Genomic DNA, 23,219 nt, shown 5'->3' with positions numbered 1-23,219 from the left:
CGTGCGCCGTGCACATCGACATCGACCAGGACCTCTGCATCGGCGCGGGGCAGTGCGCCCTCACCGCCCCGGCGGTGTTCACCCAGGACGACGAGGGCTTCAGCACCCTCCTGCCGGGTGCGTCGGACAGCGGCAGTCCGCTGCTGCGGGAGGCGGCCCGCGCCTGCCCGGTCAGCGCCATCACCGTGTCCGAGACGGTGCGCTGACGGTGCTTTGAGGCGGGATCTCACACGGCGTCCAGGAGCCGCCGGGCGGCCTCGCGTGCCTCGGCCGCGGGCCCGGCGCTCCCGGTGACCCCCGCCGTGACCATGGCGCCCTCGGCCAACAGGAACAGCTGCCCGGCCAGCGCGTCGGGCAGCCCCGCGTCCGCCGTGAGCGAGCCGAGGTACTCCCGGAACGCCCGCTTGTGCGCGCGCACCAGGGCGGCCACGCGCACCGAGCCGGCCCCCAGCTCGCCGTACGCGTTCAGCCAGGCGCAGCCGCGGAAGCCCGGCTCGCCGAACCACTCGCCGAGCCGGTCGAAGACGGCCAGGATCCGCTCCCGCGGCTCCCCGTGCCGCTCGACATGCGCGGCCAGCTGACCGCGCCAGCGCGTGTCGCGCCGCTCCAGATACGCCACCACCAGATGCTCCTTGGACGGGAACAGCTGGTAGAGCCGCTTGAGCGAGACACCGGAGGTGCCGCGGACGTCGTCCATGCCGACGGCGCGCACCCCCCGCCCGTAGAAGAGCTCCTCGGCGGCGTCCAAGGCCCGCTCCCGGGCCGCTGCGCTGTCCATGAACGACCCTTCCTTGACGCGAGAACGAGCGTTCTCCTACGGTAGCAGCCAGCCGGAGAACGCTCGTTCTCCCGCGCTCCCGGGGAGGATCCATGACCGACCGCCCGCCGCTGCCGCCCTTCACCCGCGAGAGTGCCGCGCGCAAGGTGCAGGCCGCCGAGGACGCCTGGAACACCCGCGACCCGCACAAGGTCTCCCTCGCCTACTCACCGGACTCCGTCTGGCGCAACCGCGACACCTTCGTCACCGGCCGCGCCGGGATCGTGGCGTTCCTGACCCGCAAGTGGGAGCGCGAGCAGGAGTACGCCCTGCGCAAGGACCTGTGGGCCTTCGACGGCAACCGCATCGCCGTCCGCTTCCAGTACGAGTGCCGCGACACCGACGGGCAGTGGTGGCGCTCCTACGGCAACGAACTGTGGGAGTTCGACGAGCACGGCCTGATGACCCGCCGCGAGGCGAGCATCAACGACGTCCCGATCGAGGAGAACGAGCGCCGCATCCACGGCCCCCGCCCGGAGACGGAACGCGCGGACACCCTCCCCGTCCGGTGACCCCGGGGCAGTCGCCGGGGTTCCCCGGTGACCGGACAGGCCGCGCGCCCGCCCTGTCTCGACCCGGCCGGCCCCGGCCGTTCATCGCGGACGCGTAGGCTCCCGAGACGAATCCTCCCGAAGGCAGGAGCAGCAACGATGCAGTACGTGAAGCTCGGTTCGACGGGCCTGGACGTGTCGCGGATCTGTCTGGGGTGCATGACCTACGGCCTTCCGGACCGCGGCACGCACGAGTGGACCCTCGACGAGGAGGCCTCGCGCCCGCTGATCCGGCAGGCGGTCGAAGCGGGGATCAACTTCTTCGACACGGCGAACGTCTACTCCGACGGCACCAGCGAGGAGATCGTCGGCCGGGCCCTGCGCGACTTCGCCCGCCGCGACGAGATCGTCCTCGCGACCAAGGTGCACGGCCGGATGCGGCCCGGGCCGAACGGCGGCGGACTGTCCCGCAAGGCGATCCTGTCCGAGCTCGACCGGAGCCTCGGCCGCCTCGGCACCGACTACGTCGACCTCTACCAGATCCACCGCTTCGACCCGCACACACCCGTCGAGGAGACGATGGAGGCGCTGCACGACGTCGTCAAGGCGGGCAAGGTCCGCTACATCGGGGCGAGTTCGATGTACGCCTGGCAGTTCTCCAAGGCCCAGTACACCGCGCGGCTCAACGGCTGGACGCGCTTCGTCTCCATGCAGAACCACTACAACCTGATCTACCGCGAGGAGGAGCGGGAGATGCTCCCCCTGTGCGCCGACCAGGGCGTGGCCGTCCTGCCGTGGAGCCCGCTGGCCCGTGGCCGCCTCACCCGGGACTGGGACACCACCACCGAGCGCAGCGCCACCGACGCCTTCGGCGGCAGCCTGTACCGGGAGGGCGACCGCGCCATCGTCGAGGCGGTCACCCGCATCGCCCAGGAGCGGGGCGTCCCCCGCGCGCAGGTCGCCCTGGCCTGGCTGCTCCACCAGCCCACGGTGACGGCCCCGATCGTCGGGGCGTCCAAGCCCGGGCACCTGGAGGACGCGGTGGACGCGGTGGAGCTCCGGTTGAGCGACAAGGAGCTGGAGGAGCTCCAGCTGCCCTACGGCCCCCACCCCGTCGCCGGGCACTGAACACACGCCCCGGAGGTCAGTGCGGCCCCTGCGGCGCGAACTCCGTTCCGCAGGGGCCCGCCCCCTCGCTCTCCGCCAGCTCCACCCTCGCCCCGCTCATCGCCAGCGTCCGGTAGAACCGCCCGATCCGCTCGGCCGACCGCCCCACGTAGTGCCCGATGAACGACCGCCGGAACCGCTGTGCCGACCGGTTGGGCCGCGACCCGTGCACCAGGCTCCCGTTGAAGAACAGGACGTCCCCCGGAGCCATGTCCACCGGCACCGGCGCCAGGCCGGCCGGCGGCGGGACGTACTCCCGCGCGAAGGACACCTCCGGGTCGGCGAGCTCCGGGCAGAACAGGTCCATGAGGTGCGTGCCCGGCACGACCTCCAGCCCGCCGTTCTCCCGGTCGATCACATCGCAGGCCACCCACGCCGCCACACAGTTCCCCGGCTCCACCCGCAGGTAGAAGTTGTCCTGGTGCAGCGCCTGTCCCCGCGCGCCCGGCGGCTTGAAGTAGAACATGCTCTGCGCGGCCAGCACCTCCTCACCGAGCAGCACCTCGAGCACCGTCCGCAGCCTGGCGTCCAGCAGCACCTCGGCCGCGAGGTCGTCGATCTCGTGCGGGTGCATCACCCGGGGCCACACGTGCAGCGGATCGGCGCCCGGCGTGTCCGCCGCGCGCGGCTCGAAGTGCCCCGGGACAGGGCCGGCCGCACGCAGCGCCGCGAACGTGTCGCACAGCCGGTCGATCTCGTCGGCCCCGAAGAGCCCGCGCACCACCGTGAAACCGTCCTCCTCGAAAGCCTCCCGGTACCGCGCGAGCCCGGTCGGGTCCAGGATGGAAGCGCCGGTGGCGCCCTTGCCCGTGACTGTCATGAACGTACTCCTCGGTCAGGTGTCCTCGGTGCGAAACGCTAGGCCTGCGGGCCGCAGAGGAGGATGCCCGTGCGTGCTGACGGATTGCCCGTGCCTGCTGACCGGCCGGACAACGATGACCCCGGCGTCCCCGCTCCGCCGCCCGGGCTGGTCGTGCTCGGCCACTACGACCAGCCGCCCGGCTACGGCGTCAGCCGGCCGCGCGGGTCCGCGAGCTGGCTTTTCACCTGGACCACGGCGGGCCGGGGACGGCTGTGGCAGGGCGGGGCGCGGGCCTCGGCCGGTGCGGGTGACCTCGTCGTACTCGCCCCCGGCGTTCGGCACGGCTACGAGGTCCAGGCCGGGGCCCGGCACTGGCGGTTCTGGTGGGTGCACTGCCAGGCCCGCCCGTCCTGGGGCGCGTGGCTGCGGCCGTACGAGGCCGGCGACGGGATGTACGTGGTCACCTCCGCACCGGCCGGGGTGCACGACCGCGTCGGTGCGGCGTTCCGGCGGATGCAGGCCGACGCCCGCTGGACCGGCTCCGGGGCGCCGCCCGACGGGGCGTCCGAGGACGGGCAGGTCGCCGTGGCGCACGGCAGCGCGGCCCGTGAACTGGCCCTGTGCGCCCTGGAGGAGATCGTCCTGCTCACCACCGCCGCCGCCCGGCCGACGGCGCCCCGGCCGGGGCTGGACCCGCGGATCCGCCGCGCCCGGGACCTGATCGACGCCGACCCGGGCGCCCCGCACACCGTCCGCTCCCTCGCCGAGGCGGTCGCGCTGTCACCCTCCCGCTTCGCCCATCTGTTCAGCCGGCAGGTCGGCCAGTCACCCATGCGCGCTCTGCGCGAGGCGCGGCTGCGCCATGCCGCCCGGCTGCTGGAGAACACCGACCTGCCCGTCGAACGGGTGGGCGCGGCCTCGGGCTTCGTCAGCCCCTTCCACTTCAACCGCGCCTTTCGAGCGCGCTACGGCACCCCGCCCGGGGCGTACCGCACGACCCACGCCGGCCTGCCCGGCTGACCACCGCCATTGGTTTCTCGGGCGTCCCGGAAAGACCGGCGCGGAAAGGGCGGCAACCGCGTGAGCTGCTGGGCAGGCGGTGATCCAATGGTTTCCGGGTGGCCACTGCCGGGCGGGAAATGCGAGCCGCTAAAAGGGGGCAGACGGCACGGAAATGCCTTTCGCTCCGTTGATTGACATTTTGTCAAAAGGCTGCGGCCGCGCAGGCAATGCGCGAAACTGTGCGATCACTTGTTCCCTGTCCCTGAGCTGTGCAAAGGTGTGCGTGTCGGCGTGTCCACACCACGCCTTTCCTCGTATGCGCGAGGCCGCCGGACCGGCATACCCCTTGGTACGGACTTTATTCCGCATGTCCTTGAGAGGAATGCAGCCGTGAAAGACGCAGGCCCGTCGAATTCTCCGGCCTCGGCCCGCGGGTTCGGCGCGACGGACGAGCAACTGAGCGCGGAGCTCAGGAAGTGGACCGGGGCGACGCCCGCGCTCCATCCCGTCGGCGAACTGCTGGACCGGCACTGGGAGGCGGCCTTCGCCTACGCCCGCCTGTGCACCGACGGCCCCCGCGCCGCGGGCATGCTCACCACGGCCGCGTTCACCCGGCTCTTCGGCGAGACCCTCCGTCAGAACGGCCCGACCTCCGCCTGGCGGCCCCAACTGCTCGTCACCGTGCGGCGCATCGCGGCCGAGTGGGCCGGTGACCACAGGTGCGACACGCTCCACCCGGAGCTGCTGTCCGGGACCGAGCGGCCCGCCGCCCGGCTGCTGCCCTCGCCGCACCGGCGTCTGCTGTCCGGGGCGTACCAGCGGCTGCCCCAGTCCGCCCGCTGCCTGCTGTGGCATGTCGAGGTCGAGGCCGAACCCCTCTCCTCCCCGGCCGGGTTGCTCGGCCTGGATGAGGAGGGCGCCCGCGTCGAACTGGGCCGGGCCCGGGACCGGCTGCGCGAGGAGTGCCTCCAACTGCACCGTGAACTCGCCCCCGACGAGGAGTGCCGGCGCTATCTGCGGCTGCTCGACGTGACCTACCGGCGCGGGGGCGCCGCCATCGACCCCGACCTGCGCGCCCACATCGAGGGCTGCGGGCATTGCAGCGCCACCGCGGACCAGCTCGACCAGTTCAACCACGCCCTCGGTACCGCCCTGTCGGAGGCGGTACTGGGCTGGGGCGGCCGGAGCTACGCGCAGAGCCGGGCGAGCGAGGCGGGGGAGAGCGCCGAGGGCGGCCGCGGACGGCCCGGGGAGGGGGCCGGTGCGGCCCCGGCGAGCATGCCGGCCGGTGCGGCACGAGAGCTCTTCCCCGACCCGATGAGTCTGGCGCGCGAGGTCTTCCCGGACCCGCCGGTGGTGGCGCACGAGATCATTCCGCCCCGGGCGGGAAGGGTGCGCGGGGCGTCCCGCTACCCGGCGGGTGCGGCGGACGAGGTGTTCCCGGACCCTTCCAGCGGCACGGGTGCGGCGCACGGTCTGTCCCCGGACCCTTCCGGTACGGCGGGCGGGGCGTTTCCGGATCCGCTGGGCGGGGCGCGCGAGGTCTCTCCCGACCCGGCCGGCTCGGCGTCCGAGCCCTTCCAGGGCCCCACCCGGAGGACGCGCCGAGCGTCCCGCAAACCGGCCGGCGAGGCCCTGTCGGGCCCTTCCGGGAGGGGTCGTCGAGGGTCCCGCACACCGGCGGGTGAGGCCGGCGAGGTCTCCCCGGGCCCTTCCGGGATGGCCCCCGGCGCGGGTGGTGGGGCCGACGGGGTTGCCCCGGGTCCTTCCGGGAGGGGTCGTCGAGGGTCTCGGAAACCGGCGGGTGGGGCCGGCGAGGTGTTCCCGGACTCGTCCGGTAGGGCGAGTGGAGTGGTCCCGAGTGCGGGTGGTGGGGCCGACGGGGCCTCCTCGGGTCCTTCCGGGAGGGGTCGTCGAGGCTCTCGGAAACCGGCGGGTGGGGCCGGCGAGGTGTTCCCGGACCTCTCCGGGAGGACACACGGGGCGGTCCCGGACGCGGCCGATGTGGCCGGGGAGGCCTTCCAGGCGCCTTCCGGAGGGCCGCAGGGTCTCTACCCGGACGCGGCTGGTGTGCCCCATGCGATGACCCCGGGCTCTTCCGATCGCGCGGTGCGTGACCCTGCCGGTACGGCGGCTCACGGGGGCTTCCCCGGCCCTGCCGGCACGGGGCGCGAGGTCTTCCCGGACCCGGTCGCCCTCGCCGGTGCCGTCGGTGAGTCGTTCACGGATCCAGGCGGTCCGGCGGGCGTGCCACCGCGCCCCGCTCCGGCGGAGGGCGTGAACACGGCCGGGAACGCCGCGCAGTCTCCCGCCCCGGCCGCCCCCGGGCTGCCCGCACCGCCCGCCACCGCGCCCCCGGGTCCGCGACCGGTCGGCCCACGGACCGCCGCACGGAGAACCGCCCACAAGGCGGCCCGCCGTGCCAACCGGCGACGCAACCTCACCGTCGGCATCCTGACCGTCAGCGGTCTCGTCGTCCTGCCCCTGGTCCTGTGGTCCACCGGCAACTCGGGCGACGGAGCCCCGGCCGGGCAGGACCGTCCCTCCGAGGGCGCCCCCGACTCCGACGCCGGCGAGTCGGCCACCGACCCGTCGTGGGCCGACGCGGGCGACGCCGAGAAGGGCGCCCTGCGCGGCCGGCTGCACAACGTCGCCTCGGGGCTGTGCGTCGGCATCGACGGCAAGAAGGCCGTCCAGGGCGGGGAGGCCGAGCTCACGGCCTGCTCGGCGGAGTCCGCCCAGCAGTGGACGTACGAGACCGACGGGCTGCTGCGCAACGGCGCCGCCCCGGACCTGTGCCTGGACTCCGGGCTCGGCTACTCGGTGCGGCTGGCCTCCTGCTCGGGCCCGTCCCGGCCCGAGCTCGAAAACATCCGCTACGACTTCACCCTCCAGGGCGCCCTGGTGCCCCGCTCGGACCAGGATCTCGCCCTGGCCCCGGCCGCGACCGACGGATCGGGAGCCCTGGTCCTGAAGAACCGGACGGACGACGAGGCCCAGCGCTGGGTGATCGACACCTCGAGGGCCGACCTCCAGATGGAGTCCGTCAACTGGAACGCCGCCGTCCCGGCATCGCGTCCCACGCCCACGCCGCCCCCCGCTCCGACCCCGTCGAAGACGCCCGAGCCGACCCCGACCCCGTCCCCGACCTCCGCGTCACCGCAGCCGGCGCCGAGCAGCCCGGCCGCCACCGACCCGGCCTGCGAACGCCACGGGTACTACTGCGACAGCGACGGCCGGTACGGCAGCCCGGGCTACGGCTACCCCGGATACGGGTACGGCGGCGGGTACGGGTACGGCGGATACGGCTACGGAGGGCGCCGCTGACCCCCGCGCGCTCGGCGCCGGCGTTGCGGCCCCGCCGTCACGCCCCGACGACGGTCAGGGACAGCCACAGCGCCACCACGGCCGGAACCAGCGCGCCCGGCACGGTGAGCAGCCCCAGCCGTGTGAACTCCCCGAGCCCCACCCGCTGCCCGTGCTGCTGCACGATCCGCCGCCACAGCAGGGTCGCCAGCGATCCGGCGTAGGTCAGGTTCGGGCCGATGTTCACACCGAGCAGCACCGCCAGCACGGCGCCGGGCCCGGACCCGGCGGTCAGGGGCAGCAGCACCAGCACCGCGGGCAGGTTGTTGATGAGGTTCGCCAGGACCGCGGCCAGCGCGGCCACGCCCAGGAGCGCGAGCAGACCCGACCCACCGGGCAGCACACGCCGGAGCGCGTCGGCGAGCCCGTGGTCGACGACCGCGCGCACCACGACACCGAGCGCGAGCACGAACGCCAGGAACGCAGGGCTCGCCGAGCGCACCACCGTCAGCGGGGTGGCCCGGCGCCGCAGCAGCGCCCGCCCGGCCAGCACGAGGGCACCGGCCAGCGCGGCCCACGCGGGCGCGACGCCCACGGCCGACGCCACCACGAACCCGGCGAGCGTGCAGCCGACCGTGACGAGGGCGAACAGCGGGAGCGGCTCGGGACGCGAGGCCTCGTCGGGGGAGGGGAGCGGCGCCGTGAGTTCGTCGTCGAAGAAGCGACGGAAGATCAGGTACTCGGCGGCGATCGCGACCAGCCAGGGCAGGGTCATGAGCACCGCGAACCGGGTGAAGCTCAGGCCGCTCGCCGTGAAGGCCAGCAGGTTCGTCAGATTGGAGACCGGCAGCAGCAGCGAGGCCGTGTTCGACAGATGGGCGCAGGCGTACAGGTGCGGCCGGGCCCGCACGCCCATGCGGGTCGCGGTGGCGAGCACCACCGGTGTCAGCAGGACGACCGTGGCGTCCAGGCTGAGCACGGCCGTGATGACGGACGCCAGTGCGAACACGGCGGTCAGCAGCCGCGTGGGGCGCCCCGCCGCCCAGCGGGCCATCCACGCCCCGCACGCCGTGAACAGTCCCTCGACGTCGCAGAAGTGCGCGAGCACCAGCACGGCCGCGAGGAAGCCGACCACAGACCCCAGCCGCTGGACCTCCTCCCAGGCGTGGTCCGGGGAGATCACTCCCAGGGCGACGGCGAGCCCGGCGGCAGGCACCGCCAGGACGGCCTCGGGCAGCCCCTTCGGGCGGGCGACGGCCCAGACGAGGACGGCGGCCAGCAGCGCCACGGACAGGACTTCGGCGAGCGGGGCGTTCAGGGCGGGGTCCTCCGGGGCGCGGTCAGGTGGTGCCCGTCCATGTAATCAGGCACCGGTAAGAGACCGGTGAGGAGCCCCGGCGCCGGCCGGGGCCCCTCACCCGTACCGGGCGCCGTCCGGCCTCAGAACTCGTCGTCGAGCAGGGCCAGCTCCGCCCAGATCGTCTTGCCCTCGGCGGTGTGCCTGCTGCCCCACCGCTGGGTGAGCTGGGCGACCAGGAGCAGACCGCGGCCGCCCTCGTCCCAGGTCTTGGCCCGGCGCAGGTGCGGCGCCGTGTGATTGGTGTCGGACACCTCGCAGATCAGCGTGGCAGCGTCGTGGATCAGCCGGAGCCGGATGGGCGGGGCGCCGTAGCGGATGGCGTTGGTCACCAGCTCGCTGACCACCAGCTCCGCGGTGAACGTGGCGTCCAGCAGCCCCCACCGTTCGAGCTGGTCGACGACCTGCTTGCGGATGGGGGCCACCAGCGCCGGGTCGGCGGGGATGTCCCAGGTCGCCACCTGGGCGGACGGCAGGCCACGGGTACGGGCCAGCAGCAGGGCCACGTCGTCGGTGGAGCCGCCCGGCGGCAGCAGGGTGTGCAGCACGCGGTCGCAGGTCTCGTCGAGGGAGTCGGAGGGCGCCGACAGGGCCTCACGGAGTATCCGGGTGCCCGCGTCGACGTCCCGCTCGCGGCTGACGAGCAACCCGTCCGTATGGAACGCCAGGACGCTGCCCTCCCGCAGCTCCACCTCGGCACACTCGAACGGCAGGCCGCCGACGCCCAGCGGGGGACCCGAGGGCAGGTCGAGCTGGCGTGCCGGTCCGTCCGGCGGCACCAGCAGGGGCAGCGGGTGCCCGGCCCGGGCCAGGGTGCAGCGCCGCGACACCGGGTCGTACACCGCGTACAGGCAGGTGGCGCCCACCTCTCCGGTGCCGGCGTCGCCGCCGCCGGACTCCTGGGACAGCCGCACGACGAGGTCGTCGAGGTGGGTGAGCAGTTCGTCGGGAGCCAGGTCGATGTCGGCGAGGGTGCGGACGGCGGTGCGCAGCCGGCCCATGGTCGCCGAGGCCTGGATGCCGTGGCCGACGACGTCCCCGACGACCATGGCGACCCGCATCCCGGACAGCGGGATCACGTCGAACCAGTCGCCGCCCACCCCCGAGCGGGTGGCCGGCAGATAGCGGGAGGCCGCCTCCACTGCCGCCGTACGGGGCAGTGTGCGCGGCAGCAGGCTGCGCTGGAGGGTGAGGGTCGTCTCGCGCTCGCGGGAGTAGCGGCGCGCGTTGTCGATGCAGACGGCGGCCCGGGCTGTGACCTCCTCGGCCAGCAGCACGTCGTCGTCGGTGAAGCCCTCGGGCTGCCTGAAGCGGGTGAAGACGGCGACGCCGAGGGTGGTGCCCCGGGCCTGGAGCGGCACGGACATCGTGGAGTGGATGCCGTACTCGCGGATGCGCCGGAAGCGTGCGGGGTCCCAGGCCAGCCACTGTTCCAGGTCGCCGGAGGCTCCCGAGGCCACGACCGTGTGCCCGGCGGCCAGCGAGGCGGCCTGCGGTGAGCTCTCGGGGTAGACGTCGACCTGCCCCGGCTTGGCGACGGCCTCGGGACTGCCGGCGTTGACCGACTGGTGGGCCGCCCGGCGCAGGCTGACCGGCGGGGCCGGCGGCCCGGCGGACTCGCCGCCGTGCTCCTGGGGGTCGAGCAGGTCGACGCTGACGAAGTCGGCGAGCGCCGGGACGCACACGTCCGCCAGCTCCTGGGCCGTGCGGGTGACGTCGAGGGTGGTGCCGATGCGCACACTCGCCTCGTTGACGAGCTGGAGCCGTTCCCGTGACCGGTACTGGTCGGAGAAGTCGTGGGCGGTCACGCACACGCCCCGCACCCGGCCGGTGGTGTCGGTGAGCGGTGCCAGCCGGGCCAGCCAGGCATGCGGCCCCCGGCTCTCGCCGCTCGCCTTCATGTGCGTCTGCATGTCCTGGCGGCGGCCGGTGCTGAGCACCCGGCGCAGATGGTCCTCCAGCTCGGCGTTCTGCGGCCGGCTGCCGATGTCGGTGGGCCGCAGGCCCAGCAGCCGCCCGGCGGGCAGCCCCACGAGGTCGGCCATGGCCTCGTTGACACCGCGCAGCCGCAACCGCTCGTCGAAGATCATCGTGGCGCAGGGCGACTGGGTCAGGGCCATCCGCACCAGCGGGTCGTCCGGAAGGCCCTGGCCTGTGCTCTCGGGCGGGGACACCGCGAGCCAGTCCGTCGTCTGTGTTCCGTCCGGCGGTCTGCTGTGCGCGAGCACCCACACGGACACGGCACGGCCGTCGCGGTGGCGCAGGGTGAGGGTGCCGCTCCAGCGGGAGTCGGCCGGGACGGGCGGCGGGTCGGCGCCGTCGGCCAGCAGCGCGGCGGCCGGGCGGCCGACGACCTCGTCGGCCGTGTGGCCCAGGAGGCGGCGGGCGCCCTCGCTCCAACCGGTGAGGGTGCCGTCGGCGGCGATGACGGCACGGGCGGCCACGCCATCGTCGAACGCCTCGTCCGGGCTCATCGTCGCGACTCCATACGGACACTCACAGTGAACAGGGAGGCCAGTTGAGTTCCAGCGTAGTCCGTAGGCGGCCGGCGTGGACGGGTAACCCCCGTACGGCCCTCCCCGGCCGGGTGGGGGAGCGCATCCGGCCCAAGCGGCCCCCGGGACAGAAGGATGCTCCCGCACCCTTGACGGCCCCGTGTGACACATCGACAGAATCTGTTTGTTCGCGATGAGTTGTGAGTGCTTCTGAGTTCTCATGAGGGAGAGCCGTCATGTCGGTCACGCGCAGATCGGTCCTGCTCGCCTCCGCCGCCGCCCCCGCGGCCGGAGCGCTGCTCGGCACCCCGGAGGCGTGGGCCGCCGGGGACGCGCGCGGCGCGTCGGGCCGCCGCACCGTCGCCCTGCGCGACGGCTGGCGCTTCGCGCTGGTGAACCCGGGCGGCATCACCGACCCCACCGGCGCCTACGCCGACGCCCATCTGCCCGGGTACGACGACTCCGGGTGGCGCGAGATCGCCGTGCCGCACGACTGGAGCATCGAGCAGACCCCCACCACCGAGCACGGCACCACCAGCGGCACCGGCTTCCTGCCCGGCGGCCTCGGCTGGTACCGCCTGGCCTTCACCCTGCCGCCCACCCTCGCCGGCAAGCGGATCTCGGTGGAGTTCGACGGCGTCTACATGGACTGCGTCGTCCACTGCAACGGCAAGGAGGCCGGCCGCCACCCCTACGGCTACACCGGTTTCGCCCTCGACCTCACCGACCTGGTCCACACCGACGGCACCACCGAGAACGTGATCGCCGTCAAGGTCCGCAACCAGCTCCCCAGCAGCCGCTGGTACTCGGGCAGCGGCATCTACCGCGAGGCCCGCCTCGTGATCACCGAGCCGGTGCACGTGGCGCGCTGGGGCACCCGGGTCACCACGCCCGAGATCACCGCCGGGCGGGGCCTCGTACGGGTCGCCACCTCCGTCGTCAACGCCTCGGGCGCGGACGCCGACGTCGAGGTCGTCTCCCGGATCGCCGACCGCGAGGGCCGGACGGTCGCGCGCGCCTCCTCCACCGCCGCCGTCGCCGCTGAGCACACCGAGACCCACGAACTCACCGTCCGGCGACCGGAGGTGTGGGACTTCGAGAGCCCGCACCGCTACACCCTGCACACCGAACTGCGCGTCGGCGGCCGGACCGTCGACACCTACCGCACCGTCTTCGGCTTCCGCACCTTCCGCTTCGACCCGGACGAGGGTTTCTCCCTCAACGGCACCCACCACAAGATCAAGGGCGTCGACCTCCACCACGACCTCGGCGCGCTCGGCGCCGCCGTGAACATCGACGCCGTCCGCCGCCAGCTGGAGATCATGCGCTCCATGGGCGTCAACGCCCTGCGCACCTCGCACAACCCGCCCGCGCCCGAGGTGATCCAGGTCTGCGAGGAACTGGGCGTCATCATGCTCGTGGAGGCCTTCGACTGCTGGCGCACCGGAAAGAACCGCTACGACTACGGCCGGTTCTTCGACGAGTGGTGCGAGAAGGACGCCACCGAGATGGTCCTGGCGGCCCGCAACTCGCCCGCCGTGCTGAGCTGGTCCATCGGCAACGAGGTGCCCGACTCCACCTCCACCGCCGGCCTCGCCATGGCCGACCGGATCATCCGGGCGATCAAAGCCGCCGACGACACCCGCCCGCTGGTCATCGGCTCCGACAAGTACCGCCGGCTGCCCGCCAAGGGCTCGGCCGCCGACCTGATGCTGGCCAAACTGGACGGCCTCGGCCTCAACTACAACACCGCCAAGTCGGTGGACCAGCTGCACGCGGCCTACCCGCACCTCTTCCTCTTCGAGTCCGAGTCCTCCTCCGAGACCTCCACCCGCGGCGCCTACCAGGAACCCGAGCACCTCAACACCGGCGAGAACCACACTCCGGGCAGACGGGCGACCTCCTCCTACGACAACAACCTCGCCTCCTGGACCATGAGCGGCGAGTACGGCCACAAGAAGGACCGGGACCGCAGGTGGTTCGCCGGGCAGTTCCTCTGGTCCGGCATCGACTACATCGGCGAACCCACGCCGTACGACGTCTTCCCGGTCAAGGCCTCCTTCTTCGGCGCGGTCGACACCGCGGGCTTCCCCAAGGACATGTACTACTTGTTCCGGAGCCAGTGGACCAGCGAGCCCATGGTCCATCTGCTGCCGATGACCTGGAACCACGCCGAGGGCGACACCGTCGAGGTGTGGGCGTACGCGAACGTGGACACCGTCGAGCTCTACCTCAACGGAAAGTCCCTGGGGGTCAGGCGGTTCGACACCAAGAAGACCGTCGACGGCCGCACCTACCTGGAGACGACCGAGGCGACCGGCGACGACAAGACCTTCACCGACGGCCCCTACCCCGGCAGTTACACCAGCCCCAACGGCAGCGCGGGCAAGCTCCACCTGACCTGGAAGGTGCCCTACGCCCCGGGCGAGCTCAAGGCCGTGGCCCGGCAGGACGGCAAGGTGGTCGCCACCGACGTGCTGCGCACCGCGGGCGCCCCGCACGCCGTACGCCTGAGCGCGGACCGCGAGTCCGTCGCCGCGGACGGCCGCTCCCTGGTCTTCGTGACCGCCGAGGTCGTCGACCGCCGCGGTGTGGTGGTGCCCGGCGCGGAGCACCTGCTGTCCTTCGAGGTGGCGGGCGGCTCCATCGCCGGGCTGGACAACGGCCGCCAGGAGAGCGCCGAGCGCTACCAGGCGAGCACCCGGACCGCCTTCCACGGCAAGGCCCTCGCCATCGTCCGGTCCGGCACCCGGGTGGGCGCCGTGAAGGTGACCGCACGCGCCGACGGCCTGCGCACGGGCACCGTGACCGTACGGGCCACCCGGGCGCGGGACCGGGCCCGGACGGCCCCGGCCGCCTTCGAGCCCGGACGCCCGGCCCCCGCCGGCTTTCCGCACGCGGACGCGAGCTACTCGGGACGCCCGGACACCCTGCCCGCCGCCATGCTCGACGCAGACCCGGCCACCGGCTGGTCCAACGGCTTCTTCAAGCAGGCCACGGCCCTGCTGCCCGCCTTCGAGGGGGCGCGGGCCGAGGACTGGGTCTCGGTGGACCACGGTCGCACGCGCGGCTACGACCGGGTGGACGTCTCCTTCACCGTGGACGCCGCGCACAGCCTGCCCGCGGCGATCGAGGTGGAGGTGTGGGACGGCCGCACCTGGCAGGCCGTGCGCGACACCGAGATCGGCTGGGCCACCGCCTCCGACGCCCCCACGGTGATCACCTTCAAGGCCGTCCGCGGCTCCCGGATCCGGCTCACCCTCACCAGCCGCCACCCCGGCGAGCCCAGGGGCGCGATCCGCGTCAGCAGGCTGGACGCCCCGGCCGCCTGAGCCCCGAGCGTCCCGATCCGGACGGGCGGTGAACAGCCAGTCCCGTCCGGATCATTGACGTGGCGTCACATCAGCCACAACCATGGCGTGCAGCCCGCTTCTGGGAGCGCTCCCACGGCGAGCGCCACCCCACCTCCCCAGAGGAGCCCAGACGTGAAACGACGCAGAACCGCCCTGCTGTCCCTGACGGCCCTGCTGGCGACCGCGCTCACCGCGCTGCCCTCAGCGCCGGCCGGGGCCGAGGAGGCCGAGCAGGTCAAGAACGGCACCTTCGACACCGCGATCGAACCCTGGTGGACGACGAGCAACGTCACCGCGGGCCTGTCCGGGGGGCGGCTCTGCGCCGATGTCCCCGGCGGCACCACCAACCGCTGGGACGCCGCCGTCGGACAGAACGACATCACCCTCGTGAAGGGGGAGTCGTACCGCTTCTCGTTCAGCGCGACCGGGACACCCGCAGGGCACGTGGTGCGGGCGATCGTGGGCCTGTCGGTGTCGCCGTACGACACCTACCACGAGGTGTCACCGCAGCTCAGCGTCTCCGGCGACACCTACTCCTACACCTTCACCTCGCCCGTCGACACCACCCAGGGGCAGGTCGGCTTCCAGCTCGGCGGCAGCGCGGACGCCTGGCGCTTCTGCATGGACGACGTCTCGCTGCTCGGCGGTGTGACGCCCGAACCGTACGAGCCGGACACCGGGCCCCGGGTCCGCGTCAACCAGGTCGCCTACCTGCCGGCCGGTCCGAAGAACGCCACCCTGGTCACCGACGCCACCACGAAGCTGCCCTGGCAGCTGAAGAACTCCGGCGGGACGGTCGTCGCCCGGGGCACCACCGTGCCACGCGGCGTGGACGCCTCCTCCGGGCAGAACGTCCACACCATCGACTTCGGCACCTACCGCAAGAAGGGCACGGGCTTCACGCTCGTCGCCGACGGTGAGACCAGCCGGCCGTTCGACATCGGCACGGGCGCCTACGAGCGGCTCCGGCTGGACTCGGCGAAGTACTACTACACCCAGCGCAGCGGCCTCGCGATCCGCGACGACCTGCGGCCCGGCTACGGCCGCCCGGCCGGTCACCTGGGCGTGGCCCCCAACCAGGGCGACACCGCCGTGCCCTGCCAGCCGGGCGTGTGCGACTACACCCTCGACGTCAGGGGCGGCTGGTACGACGCCGGCGACCACGGTAAGTACGTCGTCAACGGCGGCATCTCCACTTGGGAACTGCTGAGCACCTGGGAACGCGCCCGGCACGCCCGCACCGGGCAGGCGAACAGGCTCGGGGACGGCACGCTCGCCATCCCGGAGAGCGGCAACAAGGTGCCCGACATCCTCGACGAGGCCCGCTGGGAGCTGGAGTTCCTGCTGCGGATGCAGGTGCCCGACGGCAAGCCGCTGGCCGGCATGGCCCACCACAAGATGCACGACGAGCAGTGGACCGGCCTGCCGCTGCTGCCGAGCGACGACCCGCAAAAGCGCGAACTGCACCCGCCGTCCACCGCCGCCACCCTGAACCTGGCAGCCACGGCCGCGCAGGCGGCCCGTCTGTACCGCCCCTATGACAAGTCCTTCGCCGACAAGGCCCTGGCAGCCGCACGCAAGGCCTGGGCGGCGGCGCTCGCCCACCCCGACCGCCTCGCCTCCGAGAGCGACGGCGTCGGCGGTGGCGCCTACGCCGACAGCGACGTCACCGACGACTTCTACTGGGCGGCCGCCGAGCTGTACCTCTCCACCGGGGAGAAGCGGTTCGAGGAGTACATCCAGAAGTCCCCGGTCCACACCGCCGACCTCTTCAAGCCGATCGGCTTCGACTGGGCCCGCACCGGCGCGGCCGGCCGGCTCGACCTCGCGACGGTGCCGAGCAGGCTGCCGGGCCGGGACAAGGTGCGCGAGTCCGTCGTCAAGGGCGCCGACCGCTACCTGGCCACCCTCAAGGCGCACCCCTACGGCATGCCGTACGCACCCGACGGCAACATCTACGACTGGGGCTCCAGCCACCAGATCCTCAACAACGCCGTCGTCCTCGCCACCGCGTACGACCTCACCGGCGCCTCGAAGTACCGGGACGGCGCGCTCCAGAGCATGGACTACATCCTGGGCCGCAACGCGCTGAACATCTCCTACGTCACCGGCTACGGCGAGGTCAGCGCCCAGAACCAGCACAGCCGCTGGTACGCCCACCAACTCGACCCCGCTCAGCCCAACCCGCCGAAGGGCACCCTCGCGGGCGGGCCGAACTCCGGGATCCAGGACCCCTACGCACAGAACAAACTCCAGGGCTGCGTCGGCCAGTTCTGCTACATCGACGACATCCAGTCCTGGTCGACCAACGAGCACACGATCAACTGGAACGCGGCCCTGACCCGCATGGCCTCCTTCGTGGCGGACCAGGGATAGGGACCGGACATCTGCGACGCGTGCCGGGGGAGTCCGCCGACAGGACGCCCCCGGCACCCGCGCGTAGCCTGGTGTCATGCCAGCGGTGCGGGTCGACGGCATCGAGGTCGCCTACGACCGGGTGGGCCAGGGCCCGCCTCTCGTGCTCGCGCACGGCGCCCTCACGGACGCGCGCCTGTTCCGCCCCCAGCTGGAGGAGCTGGCCGACGAGTTCACCGTGATCGCCTGGGACGAACCGGGCGCCGGGCGCTCCGGCGACGTCCCGCCCGGCTTCGCCCTGGCCGACTACGCCCGCTGCCTGGCGGCCGTCATCGAGGACGCGGACCTCGGCCCGGCGCATGTCCTCGGCGTGTCGTGGGGCGGGACCGTCGTGCTGGAGCTCTACCGGCACCACCGCGGACTCGTCCGCACCCTGCTCCTCGTGGACACCTACGCCGGCTGGAAGGGCTCGCTGCCCGCGGCGGAGGTGCGGTCCCGGGTGGAGGGGGCGGAACGGATGCTCGCCGTTCCGCCCGAGGAGTTCGCGCCGACCCTGCCGGGCCTGTTCGCCGGGCAGCCGTCCCCCGAGGCCGTCCGCCTGCTGTCCGTGATGTCGGCCGACACCCGCGCCCGGAGCATGCGGGCCGAGCTCACCGTCATGGCCGAGGCCGACCAGCGCGAGCTCCTGCCGAAGATCGAGGTGCCGACGCTCCTGCTGTGGGGTGAGCTCGACGCCCGCTCGCCCGTGGAGCCGGTCGCCCACCAGTTCCTCGCGGCGATCCCGCAGGCCACGCTGGTCGTGCTGCCCGGCATCGGGCACCTCACCAACGTCGAGGCGCCGGAGCCGTTCAACCGGACCGTCCGGGAGTTCTGCCGCGCCCACTCCTGACCGGGCCCGCCACCGCCCGGCGCGGTGTGTGGCCGACCGGCTCACCGGGCCGTTCATGGGCGGTCAGGGTGTGCAGCCGGCCGGGGTCGGGCGGCTCGTGCACCTCGACGTACTCGCCGTGCGGCAGCCGCTTGATCACGCCGGTCGCCCTGCCGTGCGCCACGAGCTCCCTGTCGCGCAGCCGCAGCCCGGTACAGATCTGCCGGGTGACGACGAAGACCACCGCCGGCACGACGAACATCCCGGTCCGCACCGCCCAGGTCACGGTGTTGATCGACAGATGGAGGCGGGTCGCGACGATGTCGTTCCCACCGCCCGCGAGCAGCACGAGGTAGAGGCTGATCCAGGCCGCCCCGATCGCCGTGCGCACCGGGCGGTTGCGCGGCCGGTCCAGCAGATGGTGCTCGTCCCGGTCGCCGGTGAACCTGGCCTCCAGGAACGGGTACACGCCGATGAAGACCAACAGCAGCGGGAACACCACGATCGGGATCAGCACGCCCAGCACCAGCGTGTGACCCCACAGCGTGACCTCCCAGCCCGGCATGATCCGCACCAGGCCCTCCGCGAAGCCGAGGTACCAGTCGGGCTGCGCCCCCGTGGAGACCTGGTCGGCGCGGTACGGACCGTACGACCACACCGGGTTGATCGTCGCCACCCCGGCGATCAGCGCGAGCACCCCGAACACCAGGAAGAAGAAGCCGCCCGCCTTGGCCAGGTACACCGGCATGAAGGGCGTCCCCACGACGTTGCGCTCGGTGCGCCCGGGCCCCGCGAACTGGGTGTGCTTGTGATGGACGACGAGCAGCAGGTGGGCCACGACCAGCGCCGCCATCACGCCGGGGATCAGCAGCACGTGCAGCGCGTAGAAGCGGGCCACGATGTCGTCCCCGGGGAACTCGCCGCCGAACAGGAACATCGCCAGGTACGTCCCCACGACCGGCACCGACAGCAGCGCGCCGTGCACGAACCGCAGGCCGGTGCCCGACAGCAGGTCGTCCGGCAGCGAGTAGCCGAACAGCCCCTCGAACAGGCCGAGAAACAGCAGCAACCAGCCGAACAGCCAGTTGATCTCCCGCGGTTTGCGGAACGAGCCCGTGAAGAAGTGCCGCATCATGTGCGTCAGCATCCCGGCGACGAAGACCAGCGCCGCCCAGTGGTGCAGCTGCCGGATCAGCAGCCCGCCGCGCACGTCGAAACTGATGTCCAGCGTGGACGCGTACGCCGCCGACATCCGCACACCGTTCAGCGGTACGTAACTCCCGTGGTACGTCACCTCGTTCATCGACGGGTGGAAGAACAGCGTCAGATACACGCCGGTGAGGACCAGCACCACGAAGCTGTACAGGCAGATCTCGCCCAGCAGGAACGACCAGTGATCGGGGAACACCTTGCGCAGGTACTTCCTGCCGAGCGTGTGGATGCCGAGCCGCCCGTCGAACCAGTCGGCGAGCCGCTCACCGCGCCCGGCGCTCACGCCGCCGCCCCGGGCAGGTGGGCCAGCTTGTCGGGGTTGGCCACGACGTAGATGCCGCGCACCCGGTCGCCCTCCGGGGTGAGGTCGAGGACCAGGACGGCGAACGGCGCGTCGCCGTCGAACAGCACCGCCGCGTCGTCGCCGTTGACCCGCCGGTAGCGCCAGACGGGGTGGTCGGGGCCGCCCCGGCCGGCGGTGAGCAGCCGGGTCACCTTGTCGCGGCCGTGCACCGGGCGCAGGCCGGCCCGCCGGCGCTTGCCGCCGGCGTCCGTCCACGCCGTGACGTCCGGCGCGAGCACCTCCATCAGCTCGGCGATGTCCCCGCCGAGCGCCGCCCGCACGAACCGCTCGGTCGCCTCCCGTCGCACCCGAGGATGCGCCTCGTAGCGCGGCCGCCGCGCGTGTACGTGCCCCCGCGCCCGGTGCGCCAACTGCCGTACGGCGGCGGGGGAGCGGTCGATGATCTCCGCGATCTCGGCGTGCGGGTAGCCGAACACCTCGCCCAGCACGAACACGGCCCGTTCCAGCGGTGTCAGCGACTCCAGGACCACCAGCATCGCCAGCGACACCGACTCCGAACGCAGGGCCGGGGTCTCGGCGGTCTCGGCGTCCTCCGCGTCCACCAGCGGCTCGGGCAGCCACGGCCCGACGTACGTCTCCTGCCTGCGGTTGATCACGGCACGGCGGCGCAGCGCGTGGTTGACCGCCACCCGGACGAGATAGGCGCGCGGGTTGTCGACGCCGTCCAGGGGCGCGCCGCCGCCGCGCGCCGTCCAGGACAGCCATGTCTCCTGGAGGACGTCCTCGGTGTCGGCGACACTGCCGAGCATGTTGTAGACGACGCCGAACAGCAGCTCGCGATGGTCGACGAACACCCCGGTCGCCGCGTCGAGCGGGGCGTCCGTGCCGGGTGCGGAGATCTCGGTCATGCGTGGCCCTCCCAGGTACGCGCTCACCACTGCGAGCCGGGCAGGACCCCGAAATGTGACATCGCACGGCTGAATGTGACCCACATCTCAGGCCCAGCGCCCGGCTGGTACCTTCTGGGGGCGCTCTTGACCTGGGGATATTTACGTGCCAGTACCCGAGCGGTACCGTGAAGACATGCCAGCTCTCAACGTGGAGTTCAGCGACCGCGAACTTGAGGACCTGCGGCAGATCGCCAAGGAGCGCGGTACGTCCATGAAGGCCCTCGTGCGGGAGGCGGCCGCGGCCGACATAGCCCGTCACCGGGCCCTCCAGGAGGGCGCCGAGGCCTTCCGCCGGTTCTTCGCCACCCACGCCGACGAGTTCGCCGCCGCGTTCCCCGACGACGAACCACCCGCCAAGGGCGAGGGGCGGGCCGCCTGACCCATGGCACCCGTGATCCACATCGACGTGCCCTGGCTGCTCCAGCGTCACGAGGAGGTCCTGCCGGACCAGCCCACCGTCAACGACTTCTCGGCGCTGGTCGCGGCCGTCGCCCGGCATCGCGTGGACCCGCCGCGCCTCGGGGTGAACTCCGACGCGGCCTGGCGGGCCGCCGCGCTGCTGCACACCATCACGGTGCTCCGGCCGCTGCCCTCGGCCAACGCCCGCTTCGCCTGCGCGACCGCCGTGGCGTACATGTTCGTCAGCGGCGTCGGCATCGACCCGCCCTACGGCGCCCTCGTTGACCTGGCCCGTGACCTCCTGACCGGCACCACCGACGTCTACGGAGCGGCGGACCGGCTGCGGTCCTGGCAGATCTGAGGAACCGGACCCGGTGTCCGATTCACACGGGCCGCAGGGAAATGTCGAAAACGGGTGCGAACAGCGCGTATCCGTTCCCCGTTTCTGACTTTCTGTCAATGGCGGGGATGTTGTCCGGGCGCCTTGTTGGCCGTGTGGGGGTTGTGCAAGAGTGAATCGCGCGTGCGGGGGGATGGCCGGGTGTCGCACGTGAGTTGTTGACCGCGTCCGACCCGCCGTCGGTGAATTCGCACCTCCCGCGCCCCGCCAAAAAAGGTACGCACCAACCGGGCCTCCTTTTTCGGCGGCAGGACTTCTGTGTGCCACACGCGTGGGAAGGAACCATCTCAGTGCCCACCCCCCACCCCCCTCGTCCTCCGTATCCCCCGCCCGGCGGGGATCCAGGGGAATCCGATGAATCACTCGCCGCCCCCCTGAGAGGCAGCCCGGAGGGCCAGGTCGCCGCCCATTCCGTCGCGCTGCTCATGGCCCGGCACCACCAGTCGGCGCACGACTACGCGGTCATCTGTCTGGCCTCGTCGTCGCAGGTCGCGGCCATGGTGACCGGAATCGCCTTCCACCGCACCCTCAACCGTCTCGCCTTCGGCGAGTCGGCCGTCGCGCTGCGCCCGGCCCTGCTGGTGACCGTGCGCGACACGATCCGCGAGTGGTCAGGTGACGATCGAATATCAGCCGTTCTGCCGGCCTTGCAGAAACCGGCCGGAGGGCGGGGACTGCGCGCGGCGACGTCCATGACCCCGGAAAATCGCCTCCTCGCGGAGCGGGCATTCCAGGCACTTCCCGCGGCTGCGCGGTGTTTGCTCTGGCATGTCGAGGTCGAGGCGGATCCCATAAGCGTTCCCGCCGGACTCCTGGGGATGGACACCGAGATCGCGTCGGCGGCCCTCGAACAGGCGCGGGACAAATTCCGCGAGGGCTGTGTACTCGCCCATCGCGAACTCGCCCCGACCCATGATTGCCGGTTCTACAACCGCCTCCTCGATGTGCCGATCCGCCGGGGCGGCGCACTGCTGCCGGACGTCCAGCAGCATCTCGACGAGTGCCGATACTGCCGGAACGCGGCCGAGCAACTGAGCCATTTCGAGGGCCCGCTCGGGCCTTTGATCGCCGAGGCGGTGCTCGGCTGGGGCGCCCGCCGCTACCTCGACTCGCGCCCCGGACGGGCCTCGCACGGCACACGGGGCGCCCGCACGGGCCGGCGTGGCGGACGGCGGGGCGGCGGGCGGCACGGCCTGCTGTCCCGGCTTGCGGTGCCGGCCCGGGTTCCTCAGGGGCTGCGCTCCTCGCGGGCGCTGCTGTCCGGCGTGGGCGCGGTGTCGGCCGGGGTGCTGGCGACGGTGCTCATCATCAGCACGTCCTCCCACGACGGGGGTGAGGCCGACCCGGCGGGCTCCAGCAGCGCGGCCGGTGGCAAGGGCGACGCCTCGGTGGCACCGCCCGGCACCGCGGGCCTGCCCGCGGCGCAGGGCGTGACGAGGCTGCGCAACGCGGGCGCCGACCTGTGCCTGGACATCCGGGACCTGCCGAAGGAGGGCTCGGGCACGAAGCTCGCGGAGTGCTCGACGGTGTGGACCCAGCAGTGGACCTACGAGGACGACGGTCTGCTGCGCAGCGTCGCCGATCCCGGACTGTGTCTGGACTCCCACAAGGACGCCGGTGTGGTCGTCCTCGGCACCTGCGCCGGCAAGGATGCCGAGCGGGGCGACGACGTGCGCTACGACCTGACCGTGCGGGGGGAGCTGCTGCCCCGCTGGGACGAGCGGCTCGCCCTCGCCCCGGCCGACGACGATCCGGACGCCGACATCGTCGTCAAGGTCCGCGACCGCTCGTCCGACGCCCAGCACTGGCGGGCGGAGCCCCTGCCGTCGGCGTCGGGTTCCCTGTCGATCGAGGAGCAGCAGGACCCGGCGGCCCGCCATGTGACGCTGTCGCACGGCGCGACGTCCTGACGACCGGGCCCCACGGCCCGAGCGGGGCTGC

General features: G+C 72.8%; 17 protein-coding genes. 11 read left to right on the top strand and 6 right to left on the bottom strand.

Features of this window, described 5'->3' with window-relative positions:
* The first annotated feature begins 8 nt into the window (after positions 1-8).
* On the top strand, positions 9-206 hold the full coding sequence (locus AB0I06_RS00290) for a ferredoxin (RefSeq protein ID WP_363116461.1): 198 nt from the start codon (positions 9-11) through the stop codon (positions 204-206).
* Between the two features lie 20 nt (positions 207-226).
* On the opposite strand, the gene AB0I06_RS00285 is transcribed toward AB0I06_RS00290, so the two are convergent.
* Entirely contained in the window at positions 227-778 is a 552-nt protein-coding gene (locus tag AB0I06_RS00285) for a TetR/AcrR family transcriptional regulator (RefSeq protein ID WP_363116460.1), read from the bottom strand.
* 92 nt (positions 779-870) lie between these two features.
* Between AB0I06_RS00285 and AB0I06_RS00280 the strand changes: the two genes are divergently transcribed.
* Together AB0I06_RS00280 and AB0I06_RS00275 are read left to right on the top strand one after the other, a co-directional pair.
* A complete protein-coding gene (locus tag AB0I06_RS00280) occupies positions 871-1,329 on the top strand; it encodes a nuclear transport factor 2 family protein (RefSeq protein WP_363116459.1) in 459 nt (152 codons plus the stop codon).
* A 138-nt stretch (positions 1,330-1,467) separates the two neighbouring features.
* Positions 1,468-2,436 carry an aldo/keto reductase gene (locus AB0I06_RS00275; protein WP_363116458.1) on the top strand — a complete coding sequence of 323 codons (969 nt, stop codon included), beginning with the start codon at positions 1,468-1,470 and terminating at the stop codon, positions 2,434-2,436.
* A 16-nt stretch (positions 2,437-2,452) separates the two neighbouring features.
* Here the strand turns inward: AB0I06_RS00275 and AB0I06_RS00270 are convergent, their stop codons facing one another.
* On the bottom strand, positions 2,453-3,295 hold the full coding sequence (locus AB0I06_RS00270) for a phytanoyl-CoA dioxygenase family protein (RefSeq protein WP_363116457.1): 843 nt from the start codon (positions 3,293-3,295) through the stop codon (positions 2,453-2,455).
* Positions 3,296-3,385: 90 nt separating this feature from the next.
* Here AB0I06_RS00270 and AB0I06_RS00265 point away from each other — a divergent pair, with 90 nt between their 5' ends.
* Together AB0I06_RS00265 and AB0I06_RS00260 are read left to right on the top strand one after the other, a co-directional pair.
* Positions 3,386-4,297 (top strand): helix-turn-helix domain-containing protein, encoded by a 912-nt coding sequence (locus AB0I06_RS00265; RefSeq protein ID WP_363116456.1) that lies wholly within the window; start codon positions 3,386-3,388, stop codon positions 4,295-4,297.
* Between the two features lie 372 nt (positions 4,298-4,669).
* Positions 4,670-7,606 carry a ricin-type beta-trefoil lectin domain protein gene (locus tag AB0I06_RS00260; protein WP_363116455.1) on the top strand — a complete coding sequence of 979 codons (2,937 nt, stop codon included), beginning with the start codon at positions 4,670-4,672 and terminating at the stop codon, positions 7,604-7,606.
* Between the two features lie 37 nt (positions 7,607-7,643).
* Here AB0I06_RS00260 and AB0I06_RS00255 read toward each other — a convergent pair whose 3' ends face one another.
* Together AB0I06_RS00255 and AB0I06_RS00250 are read right to left on the bottom strand one after the other, a co-directional pair.
* The gene (locus AB0I06_RS00255; RefSeq protein ID WP_363117004.1) at positions 7,644-8,903 is read right to left on the bottom strand and encodes an SLC13 family permease; all 1,260 of its coding nucleotides are present in this window, start codon (positions 8,901-8,903) and stop codon (positions 7,644-7,646) included.
* A 122-nt stretch (positions 8,904-9,025) separates the two neighbouring features.
* The gene (locus AB0I06_RS00250) at positions 9,026-11,416 is read right to left on the bottom strand and encodes a SpoIIE family protein phosphatase (protein WP_363116454.1); all 2,391 of its coding nucleotides are present in this window, start codon (positions 11,414-11,416) and stop codon (positions 9,026-9,028) included.
* Positions 11,417-11,673: 257 nt separating this feature from the next.
* Between AB0I06_RS00250 and AB0I06_RS00245 the strand changes: the two genes are divergently transcribed.
* The 3 genes from AB0I06_RS00245 to AB0I06_RS00235 all read left to right on the top strand — a co-directional run bounded on the left by AB0I06_RS00245 (position 11,674) and on the right by AB0I06_RS00235 (position 18,034).
* Positions 11,674-14,769 carry a glycoside hydrolase family 2 TIM barrel-domain containing protein gene (locus tag AB0I06_RS00245; RefSeq protein WP_363116453.1) on the top strand — a complete coding sequence of 1,032 codons (3,096 nt, stop codon included), beginning with the start codon at positions 11,674-11,676 and terminating at the stop codon, positions 14,767-14,769.
* A 153-nt stretch (positions 14,770-14,922) separates the two neighbouring features.
* A complete protein-coding gene (locus AB0I06_RS00240) occupies positions 14,923-17,166 on the top strand; it encodes a glycoside hydrolase family 9 protein (protein ID WP_363116452.1) in 2,244 nt (747 codons plus the stop codon).
* 76 nt (positions 17,167-17,242) lie between these two features.
* Complete coding sequence (locus AB0I06_RS00235) at positions 17,243-18,034, top strand: alpha/beta hydrolase (RefSeq protein WP_363116451.1); 792 nt, start codon at positions 17,243-17,245, stop codon at positions 18,032-18,034.
* Here AB0I06_RS00235 and AB0I06_RS00230 read toward each other — a convergent pair.
* Together AB0I06_RS00230 and AB0I06_RS00225 are read right to left on the bottom strand one after the other, a co-directional pair.
* A complete protein-coding gene (locus AB0I06_RS00230) occupies positions 17,994-19,508 on the bottom strand; it encodes a cytochrome bc complex cytochrome b subunit (protein WP_363116450.1) in 1,515 nt (504 codons plus the stop codon). The two genes, AB0I06_RS00235 and AB0I06_RS00230, sit on opposite strands and share 41 nt — an antisense overlap.
* On the bottom strand, positions 19,505-20,437 hold the full coding sequence (locus tag AB0I06_RS00225; protein WP_363116449.1) for a sigma-70 family RNA polymerase sigma factor: 933 nt from the start codon (positions 20,435-20,437) through the stop codon (positions 19,505-19,507). The genes AB0I06_RS00230 and AB0I06_RS00225 overlap by 4 nt, the downstream gene beginning before the upstream one ends.
* A gap of 175 nt (positions 20,438-20,612) precedes the next feature.
* On the opposite strand from AB0I06_RS00225, the gene AB0I06_RS00220 reads away from it, so the two are divergent.
* The 3 genes from AB0I06_RS00220 (at position 20,613) to AB0I06_RS00210 (ending at position 23,188) form a co-directional block, all read left to right on the top strand.
* The gene (locus AB0I06_RS00220; protein ID WP_030845137.1) at positions 20,613-20,858 is read left to right on the top strand and encodes a hypothetical protein; all 246 of its coding nucleotides are present in this window, start codon (positions 20,613-20,615) and stop codon (positions 20,856-20,858) included.
* A 3-nt stretch (positions 20,859-20,861) separates the two neighbouring features.
* On the top strand, positions 20,862-21,239 hold the full coding sequence (locus tag AB0I06_RS00215) for a toxin Doc (RefSeq protein WP_363116448.1): 378 nt from the start codon (positions 20,862-20,864) through the stop codon (positions 21,237-21,239).
* A gap of 329 nt (positions 21,240-21,568) precedes the next feature.
* The gene (locus tag AB0I06_RS00210) at positions 21,569-23,188 is read left to right on the top strand and encodes an RICIN domain-containing protein (RefSeq protein WP_363116447.1); all 1,620 of its coding nucleotides are present in this window, start codon (positions 21,569-21,571) and stop codon (positions 23,186-23,188) included.
* Positions 23,189-23,219 lie beyond the last annotated feature (31 nt).

The sequence above is a fragment of the Streptomyces sp. NPDC050674 genome, from assembly GCF_040654575.1.
Lineage (GTDB): Bacteria > Actinomycetota > Actinomycetes > Streptomycetales > Streptomycetaceae > Streptomyces.
Note: the sequence above shows the minus strand (reverse complement) of the source record. Positions and strands in the feature narration are given on the sequence as shown.